A 20,851-nucleotide genomic window follows, 5' to 3' on the forward strand; every position below is an offset into this window, starting at 1 on the left:
CTAATAATTAATTTGCATTAATTATTCGGAGGTGTTCATATGGGAGATTTCCATGCAACAACGATTTTTGCTATTCAGCATAAAGGTAAAGCAGCAATGGCGGGTGATGGTCAAGTTACCTTTGGAAATGCAGTAGTAATGAAACATACTGCAAAGAAAGTAAGAAGGCTTTTTAACGGGAAAGTGTTAGCGGGTTTTGCAGGTTCCGTAGCAGATGCGTTTACCTTATCTGAAATGTTCGAGGGAAAACTACAAGAGTTTAACGGTAATTTAACAAGAGCAGCAGTAGAACTTGCGAAGCAATGGCGAAGCGATAAAATTTTACGCAAACTTGAAGCAATGTTAATCGTAATGGATGAAAGTCAGATGCTGTTAATTTCTGGCACAGGTGAAGTAATTGAACCAGATGACGGAATTCTTGCTATAGGCTCCGGAGGAAATTATGCTTTATCGGCTGGGAGGGCGCTTAAACAACATGCAGGAGAAATGCTAAGTGCAAAAGAAATTGCGAAGGCATCACTGGATATTGCGGCGGACATATGTGTGTATACGAACACTAATATTATTGTGGAAGAACTCTAATAAGTTATGTCATTTCTCGAATCACTAAGAAATTTATTTAAACTGAATTTAAGGAGTGAATTGATATGGCAAACAATATGAATAAAGCAATGAGTTTAACCCCTAGACAAATTGTCGATCGATTAGATCAATATATTGTCGGGCAAAAAGATGCCAAAAGAGCAGTAGCAGTAGCATTGCGTAATAGGTATCGCCGGAGCCTGTTAGATGAAAGATTTCGCGATGAAATCATTCCGAAAAACATATTGATGATTGGCCCTACAGGAGTAGGAAAAACAGAGATAGCCAGAAGAATGGCGCGGTTGGTAGGTGCCCCTTTTATAAAAATAGAAGCTACCAAGTTTACGGAAGTCGGCTACGTTGGCCGTGATGTTGAATCAATGGTAAGAGATTTGGTTGAAACAGCAGTCCGTTTAGTAAAAGAAGAAAAAGTAATTCAAGTAAAAGAGAGAGCAGAAGAGTATGCGAATCGTCGATTAGTTGAATTGCTTATGCCATCAAAAAAGAAATCATCAAATTATAAAAATCCTTTTGAAATGATTTTTGGTGGAAATGATCAATCGAATGATGTAGAAGAGGATTCTTCTGAAGATGTTCCAATGAAAGAATACCGAAAAAACATAGAGGAAAGACTAGCCAACGGTGAACTTGAAAATGAATTGGTTACGGTAGAAATCGAAGAGCAGCAACCTTCTATGTTTGATATGCTCCAAGGATCTGGAATGGAACAAATGGGAATGAATATGCAAGATGCGTTTAGCAATTTAATTCCTAAGAAAAAGAAGAAAAGAAAAGTGATTGTTAAAGAAGCTCGAAAAATCTTAACAAACGATGAAGCACAAAAATTAATCGATATGGATGAAGTAACACAAGAAGCTGTTTTTCGTGCAGAACAAATGGGTATTATTTTTATAGATGAGATTGATAAAATTGTCGGTAAAAATAGTAATTCTTCAGCTGATGTATCACGTGAAGGAGTACAAAGAGATATTTTGCCGATTGTCGAAGGCTCTACCGTTGTTACAAAATACGGTTCTGTAAAAACAGATCATATTTTATTTATTGCTGCGGGTGCTTTTCATATGGCGAAACCATCTGAATTGATTCCTGAATTGCAAGGGCGATTTCCTATCCGTGTAGAACTTGGAAAACTCACTGTTGACGACTTTGTGAAAATCTTAGTTGAGCCGGATAATGCATTAATAAAACAATATTGTGCATTATTGGAAACAGAAGGTATACAAATTGAATTTTCTGACGATGCTATTGTTAGAATTGCCGAAATTGCATATGAAGTTAACCAAAATACAGATAACATTGGGGCAAGACGATTACACACAATTTTAGAAAAACTTCTTGAAGATTTATCATTTGAAGCACCAGATATAACATTAGAAAAAATTAACATCACACCCCAATATGTAAATGAAAAACTCGGAGTAATTTCGCAAAACAAAGATTTAAGTCAGTTTATTCTTTAATGAAATAGCTATGTTAAAGGACAATATTGATTTTGCCGCTGAGTTGATTGGAGAGAAAAAGCCGGCACCTGAAGCGAAAAATCAACAGCTGGGATTAACATAGCAAGGAAAGAATCCTTATTAGTTCAAAAAAATGAAATAAAAAAATGAAGTAATGAATCCACTAGGAGGAAGAAAAATGAATTTATTAGACAAAACAAGAAAAATTAATGCAATGTTACAAAAAGCTGCTGGGAAGCCAGTTAATTTTAATGAAATGTCACAAACATTAAGTGAAGTAATCGAGGCAAATGTTTATGTTGTTAGCCGTCGCGGAAAGCTATTAGGATTTGCGATTAATCAACAAGTTGAAAACGAACGTATGACAAAAATGTTAGAAGATCGTCAATTCCCTGAAGAATATACAAATAGTCTTTTCAGCATAAATGAAACATCACCAAACTTAGATGTAAATAGTGAATATACAGCATTTCCGGTAGAAAATAAAGAAATTTTCCAAAATGGATTAACAACAGTAGTTCCAATTATCGGTGGAGGAGAAAGATTAGGTACTTTAATTCTTGCTCGTCTTCAAGAGAAATTCCAGGATGATGATTTAATTCTAGCTGAATATGGTGCAACGGTAGTTGGAATGGAAATTCTACGTGAAAAATCTGAAGAAATTGAAGTTGAAGCTAGAAGCAAAGCGGTTGTTCAAATGGCAATTAGTTCGTTATCATATAGTGAATTAGAAGCAATTGAACATATTTTTGAAGAGTTAAATGGCAAAGAAGGTTTATTAGTAGCTTCAAAAATTGCTGACAGAGTAGGTATTACACGATCAGTAATCGTCAATGCGCTTCGTAAATTAGAAAGTGCCGGAGTAATTGAATCAAGATCTCTTGGTATGAAAGGTACGTATATTAAAGTTTTAAATGATAAATTCCTTGTTGAACTTGAAAAATTAAAATCAAATTAAGTTTTCGTCGAGTTTCGACAATCAAAAACCACCAATGAGTTAATCATTGGTGGTTTTATTATGTTTATATAATATTCTAAACGGTTAATTTCAGATATTTGTGAAAATGGACTAGTAATAAAGACCTAAAAAATAAATTTAATAAAAATCCCAATAAATCACAGTAGTTAATAGAATTAAAAGTTGCTAAAATTAGAAAAGTAAATAATGACATGACATGTAGAGAAATGGGCATATGCCAAAAGTCCTATTTTTAATAAAACAAAAGAAAATTTAATGTAATTTTTATTCATAGCATGGACAGGCTGAATATTTAACTTTAAAATAATATTAGTTTGTAAAAAGAATGTCATATAAAATCAAAAAATGTCAAAGAAAAGTAAGAGGTGTCACAAATTGGATTTATTTTCCAATACATTCAATACATTAGAACGTGCATTAGATTATTCCTCATTAAAGCAAAAAGTTATTGCTAATAATATTGCAAATGTTGATACTCCAAATTATAAACCGAAAGACGTTAGTTTTAAACAGATGCTAGCGAAACAGTTGAATCAACCATTTGAAGCAATACGAACGGATTCAAGGCATTTTGAATTTCAAAATACGACAAATGATTCGGTTATATCTACACAACAAAATATTGAGTATAACGAAAATGGAAATGGTGTGGACATTGATAAAGAGATGTCAGATCTTGCAACAAACCAAATATACTATGATGCGTTATCTAATCGTATTAGTGGAAAATTTTCAACATTACAGACAGTAATTAGAGGTGGGAAATAATTATGTCTATGTTTAATGGTATGGGGATTACTTCCTCCGCTCTAACTGCACAACGATTAAGGATGGATGTTATTTCCTCTAATATGGCGAACGTCGATACAACAAGAGGAAAATTAGTAAATGGAGTATGGGAACCATATAAACGTAAAATGGTCGTACTTGAGCCGAAATCTAATTCTTTTACAAGTTATTTTCAAACAGCTCTAAATAATCAAAATGGCATTGGTGGGGTTAAAGTAAATAAAATAGTCGAAGATAATACACCTTCAAAAATGGTTTATGATCCAGAAAACCCTGATGCCAATCAAGATGGTTACGTTAGCTTACCAAATGTTGATCCACTGAGGGAAATGGTGGATTTAATGAGTGCTACCCGATCATATGAGGCAAACGTAACTGTTCTAAATGCGTCCAAATCGATGATGATGAAAGCTTTGGAAATAGGTAAATAACAGGAGGAGTACTAATGGCTATACAAAATATTAATTCGGTTGCTACTAATATTTTACGACCGTTGGAACAAAAAAATATCCAATCGCCGAATACACAATCACAAGTCAAATTTTCCGATTTTCTAAAAAAATCAATTGAAGATGTGAACCAATCACAAATTGATTCAGATATTTTAACAAAAAAAATGGCTAATGGTGAAAATGTTGATTTACATCAAGTAATGATTACTGCTCAAAAAGCTAGTATTACTTTACAAGCGGCATTAGAAATTAGAAATAAAGTAGTTGAAGCTTATCAAGAAACAATGAGAATGCAAGTTTAATAGCTTGCTAGTACTAATAATATATTTTATATTTATTCTTTTTTTGTTTGATATTGGAGGATAGTTAATGAATGAGAAATTAAAAAACTATTCAGTCAAGATGAAAGACTTTTGGAATAATTTATCGAAAAAACAAAAGATCGTAGGTATCTCCTCCATTTTGCTAGTTATATTTTTAATTGCAATTATTACATTTTTTACTACTAGAACGACTATGGTACCCCTATATAGCAATCTAACCCCATCGGAAGCAGGTTCAATCAAAGAAAGCCTTGATTCAAAAGGGATTCAATCCGAGGTTGCTGATGGCGGAAAAACGATTAAAGTACCTGAAGAAAATGTTGATTCGTTAAAAATTGAATTAGCTTCAGAGGGAATCCCGAAATCTGGAAGTATTGATTATTCTTTCTTTAGTCAAAATGCCGGTTTTGGCATGACTGATAATGAATTCGATGTAGTTAAATTGGAAGCTATGCAAACAGAATTATCTAACTTAATTAAGGAAATTGATGGTGTTGAAGATGCCAAGGTAATGATTAATATGCCTAAGAAAGAAATATTTGTAAATGATAAAAATGCCGAAGCATCCGCATCAATTGTATTAACGACGAAACCTGGTTATGAATTTAATCAATCACAAATAAAGTCCCTATATAACTTGGTATCGAAAAGTGTCCCTAACCTATCTAATGATAATATCGTCATTATGAATCAAAATTTTGAGTATTTTGATTTAAATAATGATAATAGTACGGGAAATACATTTACTCAACAAATGGATATAAAACATCAAATTGAGCGTGATATTCAAAGGCAAGTTCAAACGATGCTAGGAACAATGATCGGTTATGACAAAGTTGTAGCATCCGTAACTGCCGACATCGACTTTACTCAAGAAAATCGTGAGGAAAACTTAGTCGCGCCAGTTGATAAAGATAATATGAAGGGTCTTGAAATTAGTGCCCAGAAAATTACTGAAACGTATTCAGGAAAAGGTGCATCGGCAGGTGGAGTTCCTCAAGGTTCAGACCCGGCTGATTCCCTAGGAAGTAGTTATGTATCTGGTAGTGACTCTAATGGAGATTATGAAAAAGTACAGGACTCCGTCAATTATGAAGTGAATAAAATTCATAAACAAGTCGCAGAAAGTCCTTATAAAATAAGAGATCTTGGAATTCAAGTAATGCTTGAACCACCTGATCCGAAAAATCCGAACTCATTGCCTCAAAGTACAAAGGATGACGTATCGAAAATATTATCCACGATCATTAGAACATCGATTGATAAAAAGGAAGCTGCAAATATTAGTGACCAGGATCTTGAAAATAAAATTGCTGTTTCGGTCCAACCTTTTGATGGAAAAATGAAAGAAACTGCTAGTAATAAGTCGAAAATTCCGTGGTGGGTGTATCTCATTGGTGGATTACTTTTATTAGTAATAATCGTGTTAATTATTTTCATGCTGCGATCTAAAAAGAAGGCAGCTACTGAAGAAGATGATGAAGATTTACTTGAGCAACCTGAACCTGTTCGAATCGCAGATGTTAATGAGGAACATGAAACAGAAAGCTCATTAAGAAAGAAACAATTGGAAAAAATGGCGAAAGAAAAACCAGATGAGTTTGCAAAATTATTAAGAACTTGGATTTCAGAGGATTAAAGGGGGATAAAAATGGCGAGTAGAGAAAAAGGTTTAACTGGAAAACAAAAAGCCGCTATCCTTCTCATATCACTTGGTCCAGATGTCTCTGCATCAGTATATAAGCATTTATCTGAAGAAGAGATTGAAAAATTAACTCTGGAAATTTCGGGAGTAAAGAAGGTTGAATCTCACACAAAGGAAGACATCTTTGATGAATTCCATCATCTAGCTTTAGCGCAAGATTATATTTCACAGGGTGGAATTGGATATGCAAAAACAGTGCTTGAAAAAGCATTGGGAGCAGAACAAGCGGAAACAATTATTAATCGGTTAACTTCATCCTTACAGGTACGACCATTTGATTTTGCAAGGCGAGCGGATGCTGGACAAGTACTAAATTTTATTCAGAACGAACATCCGCAAACTATTGCTCTTATTCTATCCTATTTGGAACCTGAAAAATCCGGGCAAATTCTATCTGAATTACCACAGGATGTTCAGGCGGATATTGCGAGACGGATTGCATTAATGGATCGAACTTCTCCGGAAATTATTAGTGAGGTTGAAACCATCTTGGAGCAGAAATTATCAGCAACTGTTACACAAGATTACACGCAAACTGGTGGAATCGAATCAGTCGTTGAAGTGTTGAATGGTGTAGACCGAGCAACAGAAAAAACCATTTTGGATGCGCTCGAAATCCAAGACCCGGAGCTAGCTGAAGAAATTAAAAAGAGAATGTTCGTATTTGAAGATATCGTTACATTGGATAATCGATCTATACAACGTGTTATTAGAGAATGTGAGAATGAGGACTTGTTATTGGCCTTAAAAGTTTCAAGTGATGAAGTGAAAGATGTTGTTTATAGGAATATGTCAACGAGAATGGTAGAAACATTTAAAGAAGAAATGGAATATATGGGACCAATCCGCTTAAAAGATGTAGAAGAAGCACAATCGAGAATCGTTTCAATCATTAGAAGATTAGAAGATGCTGGTGAAATAATCATTGCTCGTGGTGGAGGGGACGACATTATTGTCTAGAATCATTAAGTCACGTACATCAGTCAATGAAAATAGAGTAGGAAAAGTAATTGGTATTAAAGACATATCACAATTTGATTCACTAGGAGAAATAGAAGCAGAAGGACACTTGGAAATTGAAAAGAAGAAAATTTTAAACCATTTCCAAAAACAAGCAAAAGAAGTCTTACTAGCGGCTGAACAAGATGCCGAAGAAATGAGAAAAAAAGTCGAGTTGGAACGAAATGAATGGATAGAGGAAAGAGCGAGATTAGTTGAAGAAGCTAAATCAGAAGGGTTCCAACAAGGTTTTCAAGAAGGCCAAAAGCAGGGGTTTGATCAATATAATCATTTAATTGAAACAGCAAATCGCATTACCGATGAGATGCGACAAGAATTTGCGAGACATATTGAATCCTCTGAGAAAGTCATTTTAGACCTTGGCATGAAAGCAGCAGAAAAAATATTGCAAGAAACTTTAAAGGAACATCCTTCATCATTTGTTTCTCTTGTGAAACAAGTAATAAAGGAAGCAAGGGAAAATAAGGATATACAAATTTATATTCATCCGAATCAATTTAGTTTAGTCATTCAAAGTAAAGAAGAATTAGACGCATTATTACCAAATAATCAGCAATGTTATCTCTATTCCGATGATCAATTGAATGAATATCAATGCCTGATAGAAACGAGCCACGGAAAAATTGATGCAAGTATTGACAGTCAACTTTCTGAGTTAAAGCTGAAACTTATGGAAATTATTGAGGGTGTTCACTCATGAAAGCAATCGATCTAGTTTCGTTAATACCAGATATCGAAACATATAAGCGTTACGGAAAAGTAAAACGTGTTGTCGGATTAATGATTGAATCATTAGGTCCGGAAAGCTCTATCGGCGATGTATGTTGGATTCATTTGAATGGAAAAAAACAAACTCGGAAAATCCAAGCGGAAGTTGTTGGATTTAAAGATGAATTTGTTATTTTAATGCCTTATTCAGATATACAAGAAATTGCCCCGGGCAGTCTAGTAGAAACGACTTCAAAGCCGTTAGAAATAAAAGTCGGTTCAGCTTTAAAGGGTAGAGTAATCGACTCTTTAGGGAATCCAATGGATGGTTCAGTATTACCGAAGGGAATGAAGTCTGTTCCAACTGAACAAAGCCCGCCAAATCCTTTAAAAAGGCCGCCAATATCTGAGGGGATTGAAGTAGGTGTACGAGCTATCGATAGCCTATTAACGGTTGGAAAAGGACAAAGAATCGGTATTTTTGCCGGTAGTGGGGTAGGAAAGAGCACACTGCTCGGCATGATTGCTCGCAATACGAAAGCAGATATTAATGTTATTGCATTGATAGGAGAACGTGGTCGTGAAGTCAGGGAGTTTATTGAGAGAGATCTAGGACCTGAAGGACTCAGCAGATCAGTCGTTATTGCAGCCACATCAGATCAACCCGCACTTATGCGTATAAAAGGTGCATTTACAGCTACTGCGATTGCAGAGTATTTTCGTGATAAAGGGTTAAACGTCATGTTTATGATGGATTCTGTTACACGTGTGGCAATGGCACAAAGGGAAGTCGGGCTTGCAGTAGGTGAACCACCGGCGACAAAAGGATATACCCCATCTGTTTTTGCAATCTTACCGAAATTATTGGAGCGTACGGGGACTAACGAAAAAGGAACGATAACAGGTTTTTATACGGTATTAGTTGATGGTGATGATATGAATGAGCCGATTGCCGATACCGTTCGAGGAATTTTAGATGGCCATTTTGTACTTGATCGAAATTTAGCAAATAAAGGACAATTTCCTGCGATTAATATTTTAAAAAGTATTAGCCGTTTAATGAATCATTTAGCTACAGATTCGCATAAAAATGCCGCTGAAAAAGTTAGGGAATATTTAAGCACCTATATTAATTCGGAAGACTTAATTAATATAGGTGCTTATAAACGAGGTGCATCTAAAGAAATTGATGAAGCAATTGAAAGATATCCGGAAATTATTTCATTTTTAAAGCAAAAAACGAATGAAAAAATTACGATGGAAGAAAGCATCGAAGCAATTATCAACCTTGCGGAATAGAGGATAACCAATGAAATATCAATATAAATTCGAAAAAATATTATCCCTAAAAGAAAGGGAAAAGGATGAAGCCCTTTCAACTTATCAAAAATCTGTCAAACGGTTTGAAAATGTAGCGGAAGAGTTATATCAATTATTAAAGAAAAAAGAAGATTTACTAGACTTTCAAACATCAAAATTAGAAACCGGACTATCTATTCAAGAAATTAGACATCATCAACGTTTTATTACGAACTTAGAAAAATCTATCAAACACTATCAGGATCTTGTCATTAATGCAAGAAATCAAATGAATTGGTATGAACAAAAATTACAAGAAAAAAACATTGAAGTGAAGAAATATGAAAAATTGAAGGAAAAAGATTTTGAGAAATATCTATTTTTACTACAGGAAATAGAGAACAAGCAAATAGATGAAATATCAACTCAAATTTATTTTCATCGCATTGGAAACTAGGTGATTCAAATGAGCAAAGTGATGAATGAACAAAATGAAAAGAAATCAAAGAATAAGTTTCAGTGGTTTGTATATGTTATCTTTATTCCTTTATTATTTGCTATTTTTATCGGCTTAGTTGTAGCTCAAGTAGCTGGTGTAAATGTTTTTGAAAAGGCGAAAGATATCGGTGCAAAGTTTTCGCTTGCTTCATCATCAAATAAAGATACAAGCAGCGGTAAAAGTATTAAGAAATATGAAGATAAAATTGTCGATTTGCAAGCAGAAATTGAGAATAAAAATGCTGAATTAACACAATTACAATCCAAAATTGACAGTCAGGATTCCGAAAAGAAGCAACTTTTGCTAGAACAGAAAAGACTTCAAGATGAAATTATAGAATTGAAGCAAATTCAAGATAAAAACAAAAAAGCTTTTTCGGAAATAGTCCGTACGTATGAAACAATGTCTGCTAAAAATGCTGCACCGATCATTATGAATATGAACGATAAAGAAGCATTAAAAATTCTATCCAATATGAAATCAGATGTATTGGCAAAAGTAATGGAAAAAATGCCTGCTGACCGTGCGGCAAAATACACTGAATTGCTTAGTGCAAATACAACTAAGTAATTATTTAAGTCGATTGAAAGGAGGTGAACAAGTGAATATTGGAGTTTTACAAATGCCAGTTCAAGTTCCGGTTCAACAAAAATTAGGTCAAATAGGTCAAGCACAACAGTCTAAAGGATTCAAAAATGCATTTGATATGATGGTGAGTCCGCAAAATGGAATGAATTCCGATGGTGAACAGAATCTACTTGAAGCATTAAATGAGGTACTAACGTTATTAAAAAACGGATTCATGAAAGATGATAATAGTACGGGACTATTACTTAATGAAACAAAACCAACTGAGGATCAAATTAGTGAAGTATTAGGCTTACCAAAGGAAAAATGGCAAGAACAATTATCTACCTTAATAGATGAACTTCTTTCGCTAATTGGAAATAATCCAATACAGTCGACTCAATTGTTATCGATAAAAAAATCAATGCAAGACGGTGAGTACATAAAAGGTGCAGCCGATTTATTAACCGTTCTTTCAAACTTGCCGAAAGAGACTTTTAAACATTTGAATCCGGATTTTTTGCATATCGCTGCCAAAACAGGTGTAGTAATTGAAAGTTTGGCGAAACAAATGGATCTTTCTAAAAATGATTTAAAAAATGTATCAGTTCTCAAAGAATCAATGCAAACAGTCATTTCAAAATTAGAAACGATTCTTGCGAAAGACAGTAATGAGAATAAAAATACCATTTTACAAAATACCTTTCAAAGGGTATTTGTTGATAAGCAAGAAGCAATTAAAAATAGCACGAATAGCAATTCAAAAACAGAGATAAGTGAGCAGTCTTTATCTAGTCATGTTCCAATGCAGCAAATCTCGAAAATAGAGCAATTTGCAATTCATGTAAATAGGGATTCTAAACCAGTTGATTACCAACAATTTGTAAAAGACTTTTCTAATATTATTGGAAAATCACAATTACTTAAAGGTGATGGTACAAATAAGCTGTTGATTAAACTATATCCTGAGAATCTCGGATCATTAAGAATTGAAATCTTACAGGATAAAGGAATGATAACGGCTAAATTGTTTGCATCTACAGGTTCCGCAAAGGAATTACTTGATTCCCAACTACATCAATTAAAAAATGCTTTTACACTACAAAATATCCAAGTAGATAAAATTGATGTTCTATATGGTGAGGCTGAGGCGCAGAGATTTGAACGTGGTGGCAATGAATCCGGGAAACATCCATTTGAGCAAGAGCAGCAAACACAAACGAGTGAACATGAAGATGAAAATAACGTCCAATTTTCAGATTTTTTACAAGAGAGTTTACTAGAAGAGAAAATATAGGTGATGATATGGCAAATACAATCGATCCAAATCTAATGTACTCTAGTACGCAAAATGCAAAAAGAAAAACGGGTTCGGATATTTTAGGTAAAGATGATTTCTTAAAAATATTAATGGTGCAATTGCAAAATCAAGATCCATTAAATCCGATGCAAGATAAAGATTTTATTGCACAAATGGCCACTTTTTCATCATTAGAACAAATGACGAATATGAGTAAATCAATGGAAACATTTGTAGATATGCAACAGCAGAACCAATTAGTTACATATTCGCAATTCGTCGGTAAAGAAATTACATGGCACAAAATAGTGGAAGATAAAAATTCCGAAGATGGAACCAAAGTTTTACAAGGGAAAGGGACTATAAAAGGAGTTCGATTCATTGAAAATTCAGTCAAGTTTATTTTAGATGATGGAACTGAATTAGATCCCGCTAATATTTCCCAAGTAAATACACAAAGTAAAGAAAATGCTTTAATACAAGCAAGTTATTTAATTGGAAAATCTGTAACTTGGCTCGACGATGATGGAAAGGAACAAAAATCAATTGTAAAGTCTGTTTCTGCAAAAGACGGAAATACTTGGCTCGTATTAGATAATGACAAGAAAATAAAAGCAGACCAATTAACACAAATTGAAAATTAAGGATGTGGTTTAATGGATAGACCAATATTTAGTCAAGTTCCATTACATCCAATTACGTCGAAACAACCTATTCAGGTTTCAAACAGTAAAACGAATGCAGGAAAAGCACCTTTTTCTGAGCATTTAAACAAGGCAATATCGAAGCAATCGACAAAATTGACAATAAGTAAGCATGCTAGTGAAAGGCTAAGACAAAGAGGTATTCAAATAGATTCAAGTCAATGGAATAAAATTGGTCAAAGAGTTTCTGAAGCTAAAAATAAAGGAATAAATGAATCGCTTGTCATTGTGAAAAATGCTGCCTTAATTGTCAGTGCAAAAAACGAAACGGTAATTACAGCGATGAATTTACAAGAAGCAAGTGAACAAATATTCACTAATATAAACGGTGCAATCATCGTTAATTAATTTATTCGACTGGACCGAGAAGGAAGTCGAAAGCTGTTGACCGATAGATACAGCTAAACCATTTCGAGAGGGGAAAATAAAATGTTACGTTCCATGTATTCAGGAATAAGTGGTATGAAAAATTTCCAAACAAAATTAGACGTAATTGGAAATAATATTGCAAACGTAAATACGTACGGTTTTAAAAAAGGTCGTGTGACTTTCAAAGACACAATGAATCAAACAATTTCAGGTGCTAGCGGAGCAACCGATAGTAAAGGTGGTAAAAATCCGATGCAAGTCGGCTTAGGATCAACCCTTGCATCTATTGATATTGTTGATACACAATCAAGCCTACAAACAACTGGTAGATCACTTGATTTAGCAATCGACGGAGACGGATACTTTATCGTAAAAAATGGCAATTCAAATCTTTATACACGGGCAGGGAACTTTTATCTAGATAATACTGGTACTTTGGTAAACAGTGACGGAATGAAGGTTCAACAATACGACAGTACTGGTAATTTAAAAGATATTGTAGTTGACGTGAATTCTATTTTGCCTTCTCAATTGACTGATGCTATTAAAATAGTTGGTAATTTGCCTAAAAGTGTTAGTGGAATAACTGAACAAACTCAACAGATTGAAGTAGTCGATGCAAAAGGCGTGAAACATGTACTAGAATTAAAAACTAGTTCAAACAATGGAAAGACATGGAAATTGACTTTTGAGGATAAATCATTAGATGCACCACCAGCGAATAAACCGGATGATAATAAAGTTTCTATCAATCTTGTTTATGATGCAGCTAATAATAAATGGACCCAAAACGGAACAAAAATAAAATTAAAATTAAATGATGGAACTGGAAAGGCAGTGCTGTCAAATGATATTAATTTGGATCTAACTAAATTAACCTTCGGCGGTGAAAATTTAAATGCTGTTTTTACGCCAAATGGACAAATACAAGGATCTCTTGAAAGTTTTAATATCGGTTCAATGGGTGAAGTAAATGGCGTCTATTCCAACGGAAAGGTTATCCAATTAGGGGTTCTAGCGTTAGCTAAATTTAGTAATCCGGCTGGTTTACAGAAAGCTGGTAATAACTTATTTCAAGCAACGGTTAACTCAGGTACAGCAAATTACGGTATTCCAGGCGATGGTCTTGGAACACTTGCTCCCGGTTCACTCGAAATGTCAAACGTCGATCTTTCAGAGGAATTTACTGAAATGATTGTTGCACAACGCGGTTTTCAAGCAAATACCCGAATTATTACAACATCTGATGAAATTTTGCAGGAATTAATTAATCTAAAACGATAATTAGGAGGAACAGGACTAAGTTGTCATGCCTTAGTCCTGAAATATTTATGATAACTGTAACAAAATTAAAAGGGCAAAGTTTTATATTAAATGCCCTTTATATTGAAACAATTGAAGCATTTCCTGATACGACCATTACATTATTGAATGGACATAAATATGTCGTTTTAGAAACGGTGGAACAAGTTCAAGAACAAATTTATCAGTTCTACCGTTCTATTAATCTTATCGGTACGTTAAATCAGGAGGTGATAAATGATGAAGAATAAAATGATTGCTACAAGTATTACGATTATTTTAGGAATAGTATTGGTCGGTGCAATTGCAATTATTATTATTAATAAAATGGATACGAAAAAGGAAACTACCGAGCCTTCCATTGAGGAAGTTGTAGAAAATTCTTTAGATGTACCTGAAATTACGACAAATTTAAAAGATAATCATTTTATAAAAATTGCCTTAAAAATAGAGACAAATAATAAAAAAGCAAAAGAAGAATTAGAAAAACGTGATTTTCAAGTGAAGGATTCCGTTATCGAAGAACTTTCTGAAGTAACATCTAATGATTTAAAAGGAAGAAAAGGAAAAGAGAAATTAACAAATACGTTAAAAACAAAAATTGATCATTATTTACAGAATGGTAATGTTGTAAAAATATATATAACCTCCTATGTAATACAATAAATAACTAAAAACCAAATAAGGGAGGTGTAGACTATTGTCAGGTGAAGTACTATCACAAAGCGAAATTGATGCCCTATTAAGTGCCTTGTCAACGGGAGAAATGAATGCTGAGGATATTAAAAAAGAGGAAGAAACGAAGAAAGTAAAGGTATATGACTTTAAAAGAGCTCTACGCTTTTCTAAAGATCAAATTAGAAGCTTAACAAGAATTCATGAAAATTTTGCGAGATTGTTAACAACCTATTTTTCAGCACAGCTACGGACATTTGTTCAAATAACGGTAGCTTCAACAGATCAGATTCCATTTGAAGAATTTGTTCGTTCAGTACCAAAAATGACAATATTAACTTCCTTTGATGTTCCGCCATTAGATGGAAGAATCATAATGGAAATTAACCCTAATATCGCATACTCCATGCTAGACCTTGTAATGGGTGGAAAAGGGACCAGTGTCAATAAAGTTGATAATTTGACTGAAATTGAAAAGAAAATTATGTCGAACTTATTTGAACGCGGATTTGAATATCTAACGGAAGCGTGGGTAAATATAACAGAAATTGAGCCAATGTTAGTTGATTTTGAAGTAAACCCACAATTTTTACAAATGGTATCTCCGAATGAAACAGTTGTTGTAATTTCTATGAATACTGTAATTGGGGAAACGAGTGGAATGATTAATCTTTGTATTCCACACGTAGTGTTGGAACCAATTATCCCCAATCTATCGGTTCACTATTGGATGCAAAATAATAGTTTGAAAGAAAAAGAACCTAAAGAAACAGAGAAGATTGAAAAAAACATTAAGCAAGCTATTATTCCACTTGTTGCTGAATTAGGTACTAGTGAAATTACAATTGAAGATTTTCTGAATTTGAATATAGGAGATGTTATTCAATTGGATCAAAATATTAATGACCCTGTAATTGTAAAAATAGAGGGAATCCCAAAATACATTGCACAAACGGGAAAAAGAGGTAAAAAAATGGCCGTTCAAATATTACAAGATGTGAAAGGGGGAGAAGATGATGAATAACATGCTCTCACAAGATGAAATTGATGCTCTTTTACGTGGTACTGCTGATGATGAAGAAGAAAATGCAACATTGAATGTCGACGATTACTTAACATCAATGGAAAGAGATGCACTAGGAGAGATTGGAAACATCTCGTTTGGAAGCTCAGCTACAGCATTATCTACTCTATTATCACAAAAGGTGGAAATTACTACTCCTACAGTTACAATTGTAGAAAAATCTAAATTAAAAGATGAATTTCCACATCCGTATATTTCTATTCAAGTTAAATATACAGAAGGCTTTTCCGGGATAAATATGATGATCATTAAACAATCCGATGCTTCTGTAATTGCTGATTTAATGCTTGGTGGAACTGGACAATCATCTGAAACGATGGATGAAATACATCTAAGTGCTGTACAAGAAGCAATGAATCAAATGATGGGTTCGGCTGCTACATCGATGTCTACAGTATTTAATAAGCGTGTTGACATTTCTCCACCAACAGTCGATATTTTAAATTTAAATGCAGGTGAAGGAACTGAAAATATACCTGATCAGGATTTAATTATTAAAATTTCTTTTCGATTAAAAGTAGGAGATCTAATTGATTCCTCAATCATGCAAGTTTTACCGCTAGATTTTGGGAAAAGATTAGTAGATGACCTATTTAACACCAATGAAACGAAAGAAACAAAAAATCCACAAAATAGTTATGACGCGATAAACGAACAAGTAGTTAGTCATACAAACGTAGATTCATTTAGTGGGAAACAAACGGTACAACCTCAGGCAACACAACCAATAAGACAGCAACCCTCTAATACGAATACTGAGAATAATATACAACAAAATGTTCAACCGGCTGTTTTTTCTAGTTTCGATGAACAACAGCTTGCTGCACCTGAAACAAGAAATTTAAATATGTTATTGGATATTCCACTTCAAGTATCGGTAGAACTGGGCAAAACAAAAAGATCAGTTAAAGAGATTCTTGAATTGGGCTCGGGGTCTATTATTGAATTGGACAAACTCGCTGGTGAGCCAGTCGATATATTAGTGAACAGGCAATTGATTGCACAAGGGGAAGTAGTTGTAATTGATGAAAACTTTGGTGTGAGAATTACAGATATTGTTAGTCAGAGAGAAAGAATAAAACAAATATAAGCTTTATAACGGAGGATATAAAAATGGGAAACAGAATATTAGTTGTAGATGATGCTGCATTTATGAGAATGATGATTAAAGATATATTAACAAAAAATGGCTTTGAAGTAGTGGCTGAGGCAGCTGATGGTGCGCAAGCAGTTGAAAAATATAAAGAATTAAAACCAGATTTAGTAACAATGGATATTACGATGCCGGAAATGGATGGAATTACTGCATTGAAAGAAATTAAAGGCATAGATCCAAGTGCGAAAATAATTATGTGCTCAGCAATGGGACAACAAGCAATGGTTATTGATGCTATTCAAGCTGGCGCGAAAGATTTTATCGTGAAACCTTTCCAGGCTGATCGTGTAATAGAAGCAATTCAAAAAACACTGGCTTAATTGATAATAAGAGGGTGTACGAAACGTGCGAAAAGCGGTATTTAAACTATTGACACTCATTTTACTCATTACACCTCTGTATGGGCAACATATTGTCGCCCATGCGGAGGCAAATAATGGGAATGTTCAAGACTGGTTTAAACAACATTCAAATGAATCTCAGAAGGATTCAAAAAAGGAATCCGAAAAAAACACAAAAAGTGCGGATAGTATTGCAAAATCTAATCATTCCATCATCACAGTATGGGATGGAGTCAAAATGGTTTTTGCGTTAATATTTGTTATTGCCTTATTATATTTTTTACTTAAATTTATTAATAAAAAAAGTCGTTCGTATCAGCAGAACCGATTAATACAAAATTTCGGAGGCACTCCATTAGGAGGTAACCGATCATTACAAATCGTTAAAGCAGGAAATAGAATACTGATTTTGGGTGTCGGCGAAGATATCCATTTACTTAAAGAAATTGAAAATCAAAAAGAAGTTGAAGAGTTTATCCAATACTACGAAGATCAAGTCGATCAGTCGCTTGAACCGAGAGATATGATTACAAAATTAACAAATAAATACAAACAGAAAAAGTCGGATAATAATTCTTCCAAATCACCTTCTTTTCAACATATATTGAAAAATCAACTGGAAAATATGAATAAAGAAAGAAGAAAAACGATGAACAAGATAGACGCGAAGGAGCAAGAAACAGATGAATGATTTTATGCAGTTTTTTAATAATAGTTCACCTGATAATGTTTCGACAGCAGTAAAGCTCCTTCTTTTGTTAACAGTATTATCTTTAGCTCCTAGTATATTAATCTTAATGACTTCTTTTACAAGAATTGTGATTGTTTTATCCTTTGTTCGTACATCATTAGCGACACAACAAATGCCACCAAATCAAGTGATTGTTGGCTTGTCATTATTTCTTACATTTTTTATTATGGCACCGACATTTAGTGAGGTAAATCAACAAGCTTTAACACCTTTATTTAATGATAAGATCACTTTAGAACAGGCTTATGATAAAGCAAGCGTTCCATTTAAGGAATTTATGAGTAAATACACGCGACAAAAAGATTTAGAGCTTTTCCTTGATTATTCACATGCAAAACAGCCAGAAAAAGTAGAAAACATTCCAATTACAGCTTTAGTTCCAGCGTTTGCATTAAGTGAGATTAAGACTGCATTCCAAATTGGTTTTATGATTTTTATTCCTTTTCTAGTAATCGATATGGTTGTTGCAAGTATTTTAATGTCTATGGGGATGATGATGCTACCCCCTGTTATGATTTCTCTACCGTTTAAAATATTATTATTTGTTTTAGTCGATGGATGGTATCTCGTAGTTAAATCATTATTACAAAGCTTTTAAAGATAGGTGATTGAAAATGAATTCGGATATGGTCATATCCATTGCTGAGAAGGGGATCTATGTTACTTTAATTGTTGCCGGGCCACTTTTATTAGTTGCGTTAATCATTGGCTTAATTGTCAGCATATTTCAAGCAACAACACAAATACAAGAACAAACACTCGCGTTTATCCCGAAAATTGTGGCAGTTTTGATCGGGCTTGTACTTTTTGGGCCATGGATGTTAAGTCATTTACTATCCTATGCAACAGATATTTTCGCAAATCTAACAAGATATGTAGGTTAAGATAATGGAGCAACTTATTCCATCTTTTACGGTCTTCTTACTGATTTTTGTCCGTATATCAGCTTTTTTTGTTACTATGCCCTTTTTTTCCTATCGAACAATTCCGGCTGTCTATCGGATTGGCTTTGCCTTTTTTTTAGCATGGTTAATGTATTATACGATGGATGTTCATGGATTTGAAATTAATGGAAAATATATTTTGCTAATTATTAAAGAAGCAATGGTCGGGCTTTTTATTGGATTTATCGCATACTTGATTTTATCAGCGATTCAAATTGCCGGAGGGTTTATTGACTTTCAAATGGGATTTGCAATTGCCAATGTGATTGATCCACAAACAGGAACGCAAAGTCCATTAATGGGTCAATATTTATATAGTTTTGCTTTATTATTGTTACTTGCGGTAAATGGTCATCATATTATTTTAGACGGAATATTTTACAGTTATCAATTTATCCCTATTGATAAAGCATTATTCTCATTTGGAGATGCCAGTGTGGTCGATTTTATTATGAAAACATTTAGTAAGATGTTTGTTATTGCTTTCCAAATGTCGATTCCTGTCGTAGCGACTATCTTTTTAGTGGATATTGCATTAGGAATAATTGCTAGAACGGTGCCACAACTCAATATTTTTGTGGTCGGATTCCCGGTAAAAATAGCGGTCAGTTTTATCGTCTTAATTATCGTGATGGGCGTCATTTTTTCTGTATGCCAGCAATTATTTGCATCTATGTTTTACACGATGAGAGATGTCATGAAATTAGTAGGTGGTTCATAAATGAAGTTGCTATCGCTTGACTTACAATTTTTTTCCGGAGAAAAAACAGAAAAAGCAACCCCTAAAAAGCGGCAGGATGCTAAAAAAAAGGGACAAACGGCTAAAAGTCAAGACATCAATACAGCAGTAGGACTTTTAGCAGTATTTTTATTTTTATTATTTGGTTCGTCATTTATTGGAAATCATATTTTTAATTTTTTCCGTTCTTCTTTTCAACATTTATTATTAGTAGATTTAACTGAAAATAATTTTCATGTACTTGTAGTAGAGGTTTTAAAGGAAATAGCCATAGTATTAGGTCCGATTCTACTTGTAGCATTTATAGCGGCAATCGTTTCTAATTTCGCTCAAATAGGATTACTATTTTCCCCGGAAAGTATCGCACCTAAACTAGAAAAGCTTGATCCAATTAAAGGTTTTAAACGAATCTTTTCAATGAGGGCTATTGTTGAATTGCTTAAGTCTATATTGAAAATATTATTTGTCGGCGTTGTTACATTTATCGTTCTCTGGACTAGAATTGACGAAGTATTGGGATTATCCTATAAGTCAGTTGGAGATGCAGTCAAGGTTATTATTAATCTAGCATTACAAATGGGTGTAGCTGCATCCATTGCACTTTTATTTTTGGCTGTTTTTGATTTTTTATATCAAAAATTTGACTTTGAAAAAAATATTCGAATGTCAAAACAGGATATTAAAGACGAGTACAAAAATAGTGAAGGTGACCCATTAATTAAATCGAAAATAAAGCAAAGGCAGAGGGAGATGGCGATGCGAAGGATGATGCAAGAAGTTCCAAAAGCCGATGTCATTATCACAAACCCGACCCACTTTGCCATTTGTTTAAAATATGATGAGAACAAGCAAGATGCTCCATACGTGATTGCCAAAGGCGTTGATTTTGTAGCAGAAAAAATTAAAAAGATCGCAAAAGAACATGAAATCATTATGGTTGAAAATCGTCCATTGGCAAGGGCCTTATATGATCAGACCGAAATTGGTGATGCAATTCCAGAAGAATTTTTTAAAGTTGTAGCTGAAATTCTTGCATATGTTTATCGAATCAAAAATAAAATTTAGTTTTTTCATTAGTTAGG

General features: G+C 33.8%; 26 protein-coding genes. All 26 read left to right on the forward strand.

What is annotated here, in order from left to right; genetic code table 11:
• Window positions 1–39 precede the first annotated feature (39 nt).
• Complete coding sequence (hslV, locus tag MKY81_RS13110) at window positions 40–582, forward strand: ATP-dependent protease subunit HslV (RefSeq protein WP_066230314.1); 543 nt, start codon at window positions 40–42, stop codon at window positions 580–582.
• Between the two features lie 77 nt (window positions 583–659).
• On the forward strand, window positions 660–2,063 hold the full coding sequence (gene hslU / locus MKY81_RS13115) for an HslU--HslV peptidase ATPase subunit (protein WP_108070731.1): 1,404 nt from the start codon (window positions 660–662) through the stop codon (window positions 2,061–2,063).
• 178 nt (window positions 2,064–2,241) lie between these two features.
• Window positions 2,242–3,021: a GTP-sensing pleiotropic transcriptional regulator CodY gene (gene codY / locus MKY81_RS13120; RefSeq protein ID WP_107920826.1), complete on the forward strand. Its 780-nt coding sequence runs from the start codon at window positions 2,242–2,244 to the stop codon at window positions 3,019–3,021.
• Between the two features lie 396 nt (window positions 3,022–3,417).
• Window positions 3,418–3,810, forward strand: coding sequence for a flagellar basal body rod protein FlgB (flgB, locus tag MKY81_RS13125; RefSeq protein WP_066233026.1), 393 nt, complete (start codon window positions 3,418–3,420; stop codon window positions 3,808–3,810).
• 2 nt (window positions 3,811–3,812) lie between these two features.
• On the forward strand, window positions 3,813–4,262 hold the full coding sequence (gene flgC, locus MKY81_RS13130) for a flagellar basal body rod protein FlgC (protein WP_066233028.1): 450 nt from the start codon (window positions 3,813–3,815) through the stop codon (window positions 4,260–4,262).
• Window positions 4,263–4,276: 14 nt separating this feature from the next.
• Window positions 4,277–4,585 carry a flagellar hook-basal body complex protein FliE gene (gene fliE, locus MKY81_RS13135; RefSeq protein WP_107921073.1) on the forward strand — a complete coding sequence of 103 codons (309 nt, stop codon included), beginning with the start codon at window positions 4,277–4,279 and terminating at the stop codon, window positions 4,583–4,585.
• A gap of 67 nt (window positions 4,586–4,652) precedes the next feature.
• Complete coding sequence (gene fliF, locus MKY81_RS13140) at window positions 4,653–6,245, forward strand: flagellar basal-body MS-ring/collar protein FliF (protein WP_107921074.1); 1,593 nt, start codon at window positions 4,653–4,655, stop codon at window positions 6,243–6,245.
• A gap of 12 nt (window positions 6,246–6,257) precedes the next feature.
• Window positions 6,258–7,271 (forward strand): flagellar motor switch protein FliG, encoded by a 1,014-nt coding sequence (gene fliG / locus MKY81_RS13145; protein ID WP_066233034.1) that lies wholly within the window; start codon window positions 6,258–6,260, stop codon window positions 7,269–7,271.
• Complete coding sequence (gene fliH, locus MKY81_RS13150) at window positions 7,264–8,031, forward strand: flagellar assembly protein FliH (protein WP_066233039.1); 768 nt, start codon at window positions 7,264–7,266, stop codon at window positions 8,029–8,031. Before fliG ends, fliH begins: the two co-directional genes overlap by 8 nt.
• Entirely contained in the window at window positions 8,028–9,338 is a 1,311-nt protein-coding gene (gene fliI / locus MKY81_RS13155; RefSeq protein WP_066233042.1) for a flagellar protein export ATPase FliI, read from the forward strand. Before fliH ends, fliI begins: the two co-directional genes overlap by 4 nt.
• A gap of 10 nt (window positions 9,339–9,348) precedes the next feature.
• Window positions 9,349–9,795: a flagellar export protein FliJ gene (fliJ, locus tag MKY81_RS13160; protein ID WP_066233045.1), complete on the forward strand. Its 447-nt coding sequence runs from the start codon at window positions 9,349–9,351 to the stop codon at window positions 9,793–9,795.
• Window positions 9,796–9,804: 9 nt separating this feature from the next.
• Window positions 9,805–10,407: a MotE family protein gene (locus tag MKY81_RS13165; RefSeq protein ID WP_066233049.1), complete on the forward strand. Its 603-nt coding sequence runs from the start codon at window positions 9,805–9,807 to the stop codon at window positions 10,405–10,407.
• A 31-nt stretch (window positions 10,408–10,438) separates the two neighbouring features.
• A complete protein-coding gene (locus MKY81_RS13170; RefSeq protein WP_341118022.1) occupies window positions 10,439–11,701 on the forward strand; it encodes a flagellar hook-length control protein FliK in 1,263 nt (420 codons plus the stop codon).
• Window positions 11,702–11,709: 8 nt separating this feature from the next.
• Window positions 11,710–12,348 (forward strand): flagellar hook assembly protein FlgD, encoded by a 639-nt coding sequence (gene flgD / locus MKY81_RS13175; RefSeq protein ID WP_066233055.1) that lies wholly within the window; start codon window positions 11,710–11,712, stop codon window positions 12,346–12,348.
• A 12-nt stretch (window positions 12,349–12,360) separates the two neighbouring features.
• Window positions 12,361–12,756 (forward strand): TIGR02530 family flagellar biosynthesis protein, encoded by a 396-nt coding sequence (locus tag MKY81_RS13180; protein ID WP_066233060.1) that lies wholly within the window; start codon window positions 12,361–12,363, stop codon window positions 12,754–12,756.
• Window positions 12,757–12,837: 81 nt separating this feature from the next.
• Complete coding sequence (gene flgF, locus MKY81_RS13185; RefSeq protein WP_341118023.1) at window positions 12,838–14,061, forward strand: flagellar basal-body rod protein FlgF; 1,224 nt, start codon at window positions 12,838–12,840, stop codon at window positions 14,059–14,061.
• 47 nt (window positions 14,062–14,108) lie between these two features.
• Complete coding sequence (locus tag MKY81_RS13190; RefSeq protein WP_066233550.1) at window positions 14,109–14,330, forward strand: flagellar FlbD family protein; 222 nt, start codon at window positions 14,109–14,111, stop codon at window positions 14,328–14,330.
• The gene (gene fliL, locus MKY81_RS13195; RefSeq protein WP_066233068.1) at window positions 14,317–14,745 is read left to right on the forward strand and encodes a flagellar basal body-associated protein FliL; all 429 of its coding nucleotides are present in this window, start codon (window positions 14,317–14,319) and stop codon (window positions 14,743–14,745) included. Before MKY81_RS13190 ends, fliL begins: the two co-directional genes overlap by 14 nt.
• Before the next feature lie 34 nt (window positions 14,746–14,779).
• Window positions 14,780–15,778 carry a flagellar motor switch protein FliM gene (gene fliM, locus MKY81_RS13200; protein WP_107921077.1) on the forward strand — a complete coding sequence of 333 codons (999 nt, stop codon included), beginning with the start codon at window positions 14,780–14,782 and terminating at the stop codon, window positions 15,776–15,778.
• Window positions 15,768–16,928: a flagellar motor switch phosphatase FliY gene (fliY, locus tag MKY81_RS13205; protein WP_108070645.1), complete on the forward strand. Its 1,161-nt coding sequence runs from the start codon at window positions 15,768–15,770 to the stop codon at window positions 16,926–16,928. Before fliM ends, fliY begins: the two co-directional genes overlap by 11 nt.
• Before the next feature lie 23 nt (window positions 16,929–16,951).
• Window positions 16,952–17,314, forward strand: a complete 363-nt coding sequence (locus MKY81_RS13210; RefSeq protein WP_066233078.1) for a response regulator — start codon at window positions 16,952–16,954, stop codon at window positions 17,312–17,314.
• A 25-nt stretch (window positions 17,315–17,339) separates the two neighbouring features.
• Window positions 17,340–18,026, forward strand: a complete 687-nt coding sequence (locus MKY81_RS13215; protein ID WP_107921079.1) for a flagellar biosynthetic protein FliO — start codon at window positions 17,340–17,342, stop codon at window positions 18,024–18,026.
• Entirely contained in the window at window positions 18,019–18,684 is a 666-nt protein-coding gene (gene fliP / locus MKY81_RS13220) for a flagellar type III secretion system pore protein FliP (RefSeq protein WP_107921080.1), read from the forward strand. The genes MKY81_RS13215 and fliP overlap by 8 nt, the downstream gene beginning before the upstream one ends.
• A 16-nt stretch (window positions 18,685–18,700) precedes the next feature.
• On the forward strand, window positions 18,701–18,970 hold the full coding sequence (fliQ, locus tag MKY81_RS13225; RefSeq protein WP_066233090.1) for a flagellar biosynthesis protein FliQ: 270 nt from the start codon (window positions 18,701–18,703) through the stop codon (window positions 18,968–18,970).
• Window positions 18,971–18,974: 4 nt separating this feature from the next.
• Window positions 18,975–19,751 (forward strand): flagellar biosynthetic protein FliR, encoded by a 777-nt coding sequence (gene fliR / locus MKY81_RS13230; RefSeq protein WP_066233093.1) that lies wholly within the window; start codon window positions 18,975–18,977, stop codon window positions 19,749–19,751.
• On the forward strand, window positions 19,752–20,834 hold the full coding sequence (gene flhB, locus MKY81_RS13235) for a flagellar biosynthesis protein FlhB (protein ID WP_066233096.1): 1,083 nt from the start codon (window positions 19,752–19,754) through the stop codon (window positions 20,832–20,834).
• Window positions 20,835–20,851: the final 17 nt, after the last annotated feature.

Origin of the sequence: Heyndrickxia sp. FSL W8-0423, from assembly GCF_038009395.1 — a bacterium.
Classification (GTDB): Bacteria; Bacillota; Bacilli; order Bacillales; family Bacillaceae_C; genus Heyndrickxia; species Heyndrickxia sporothermodurans.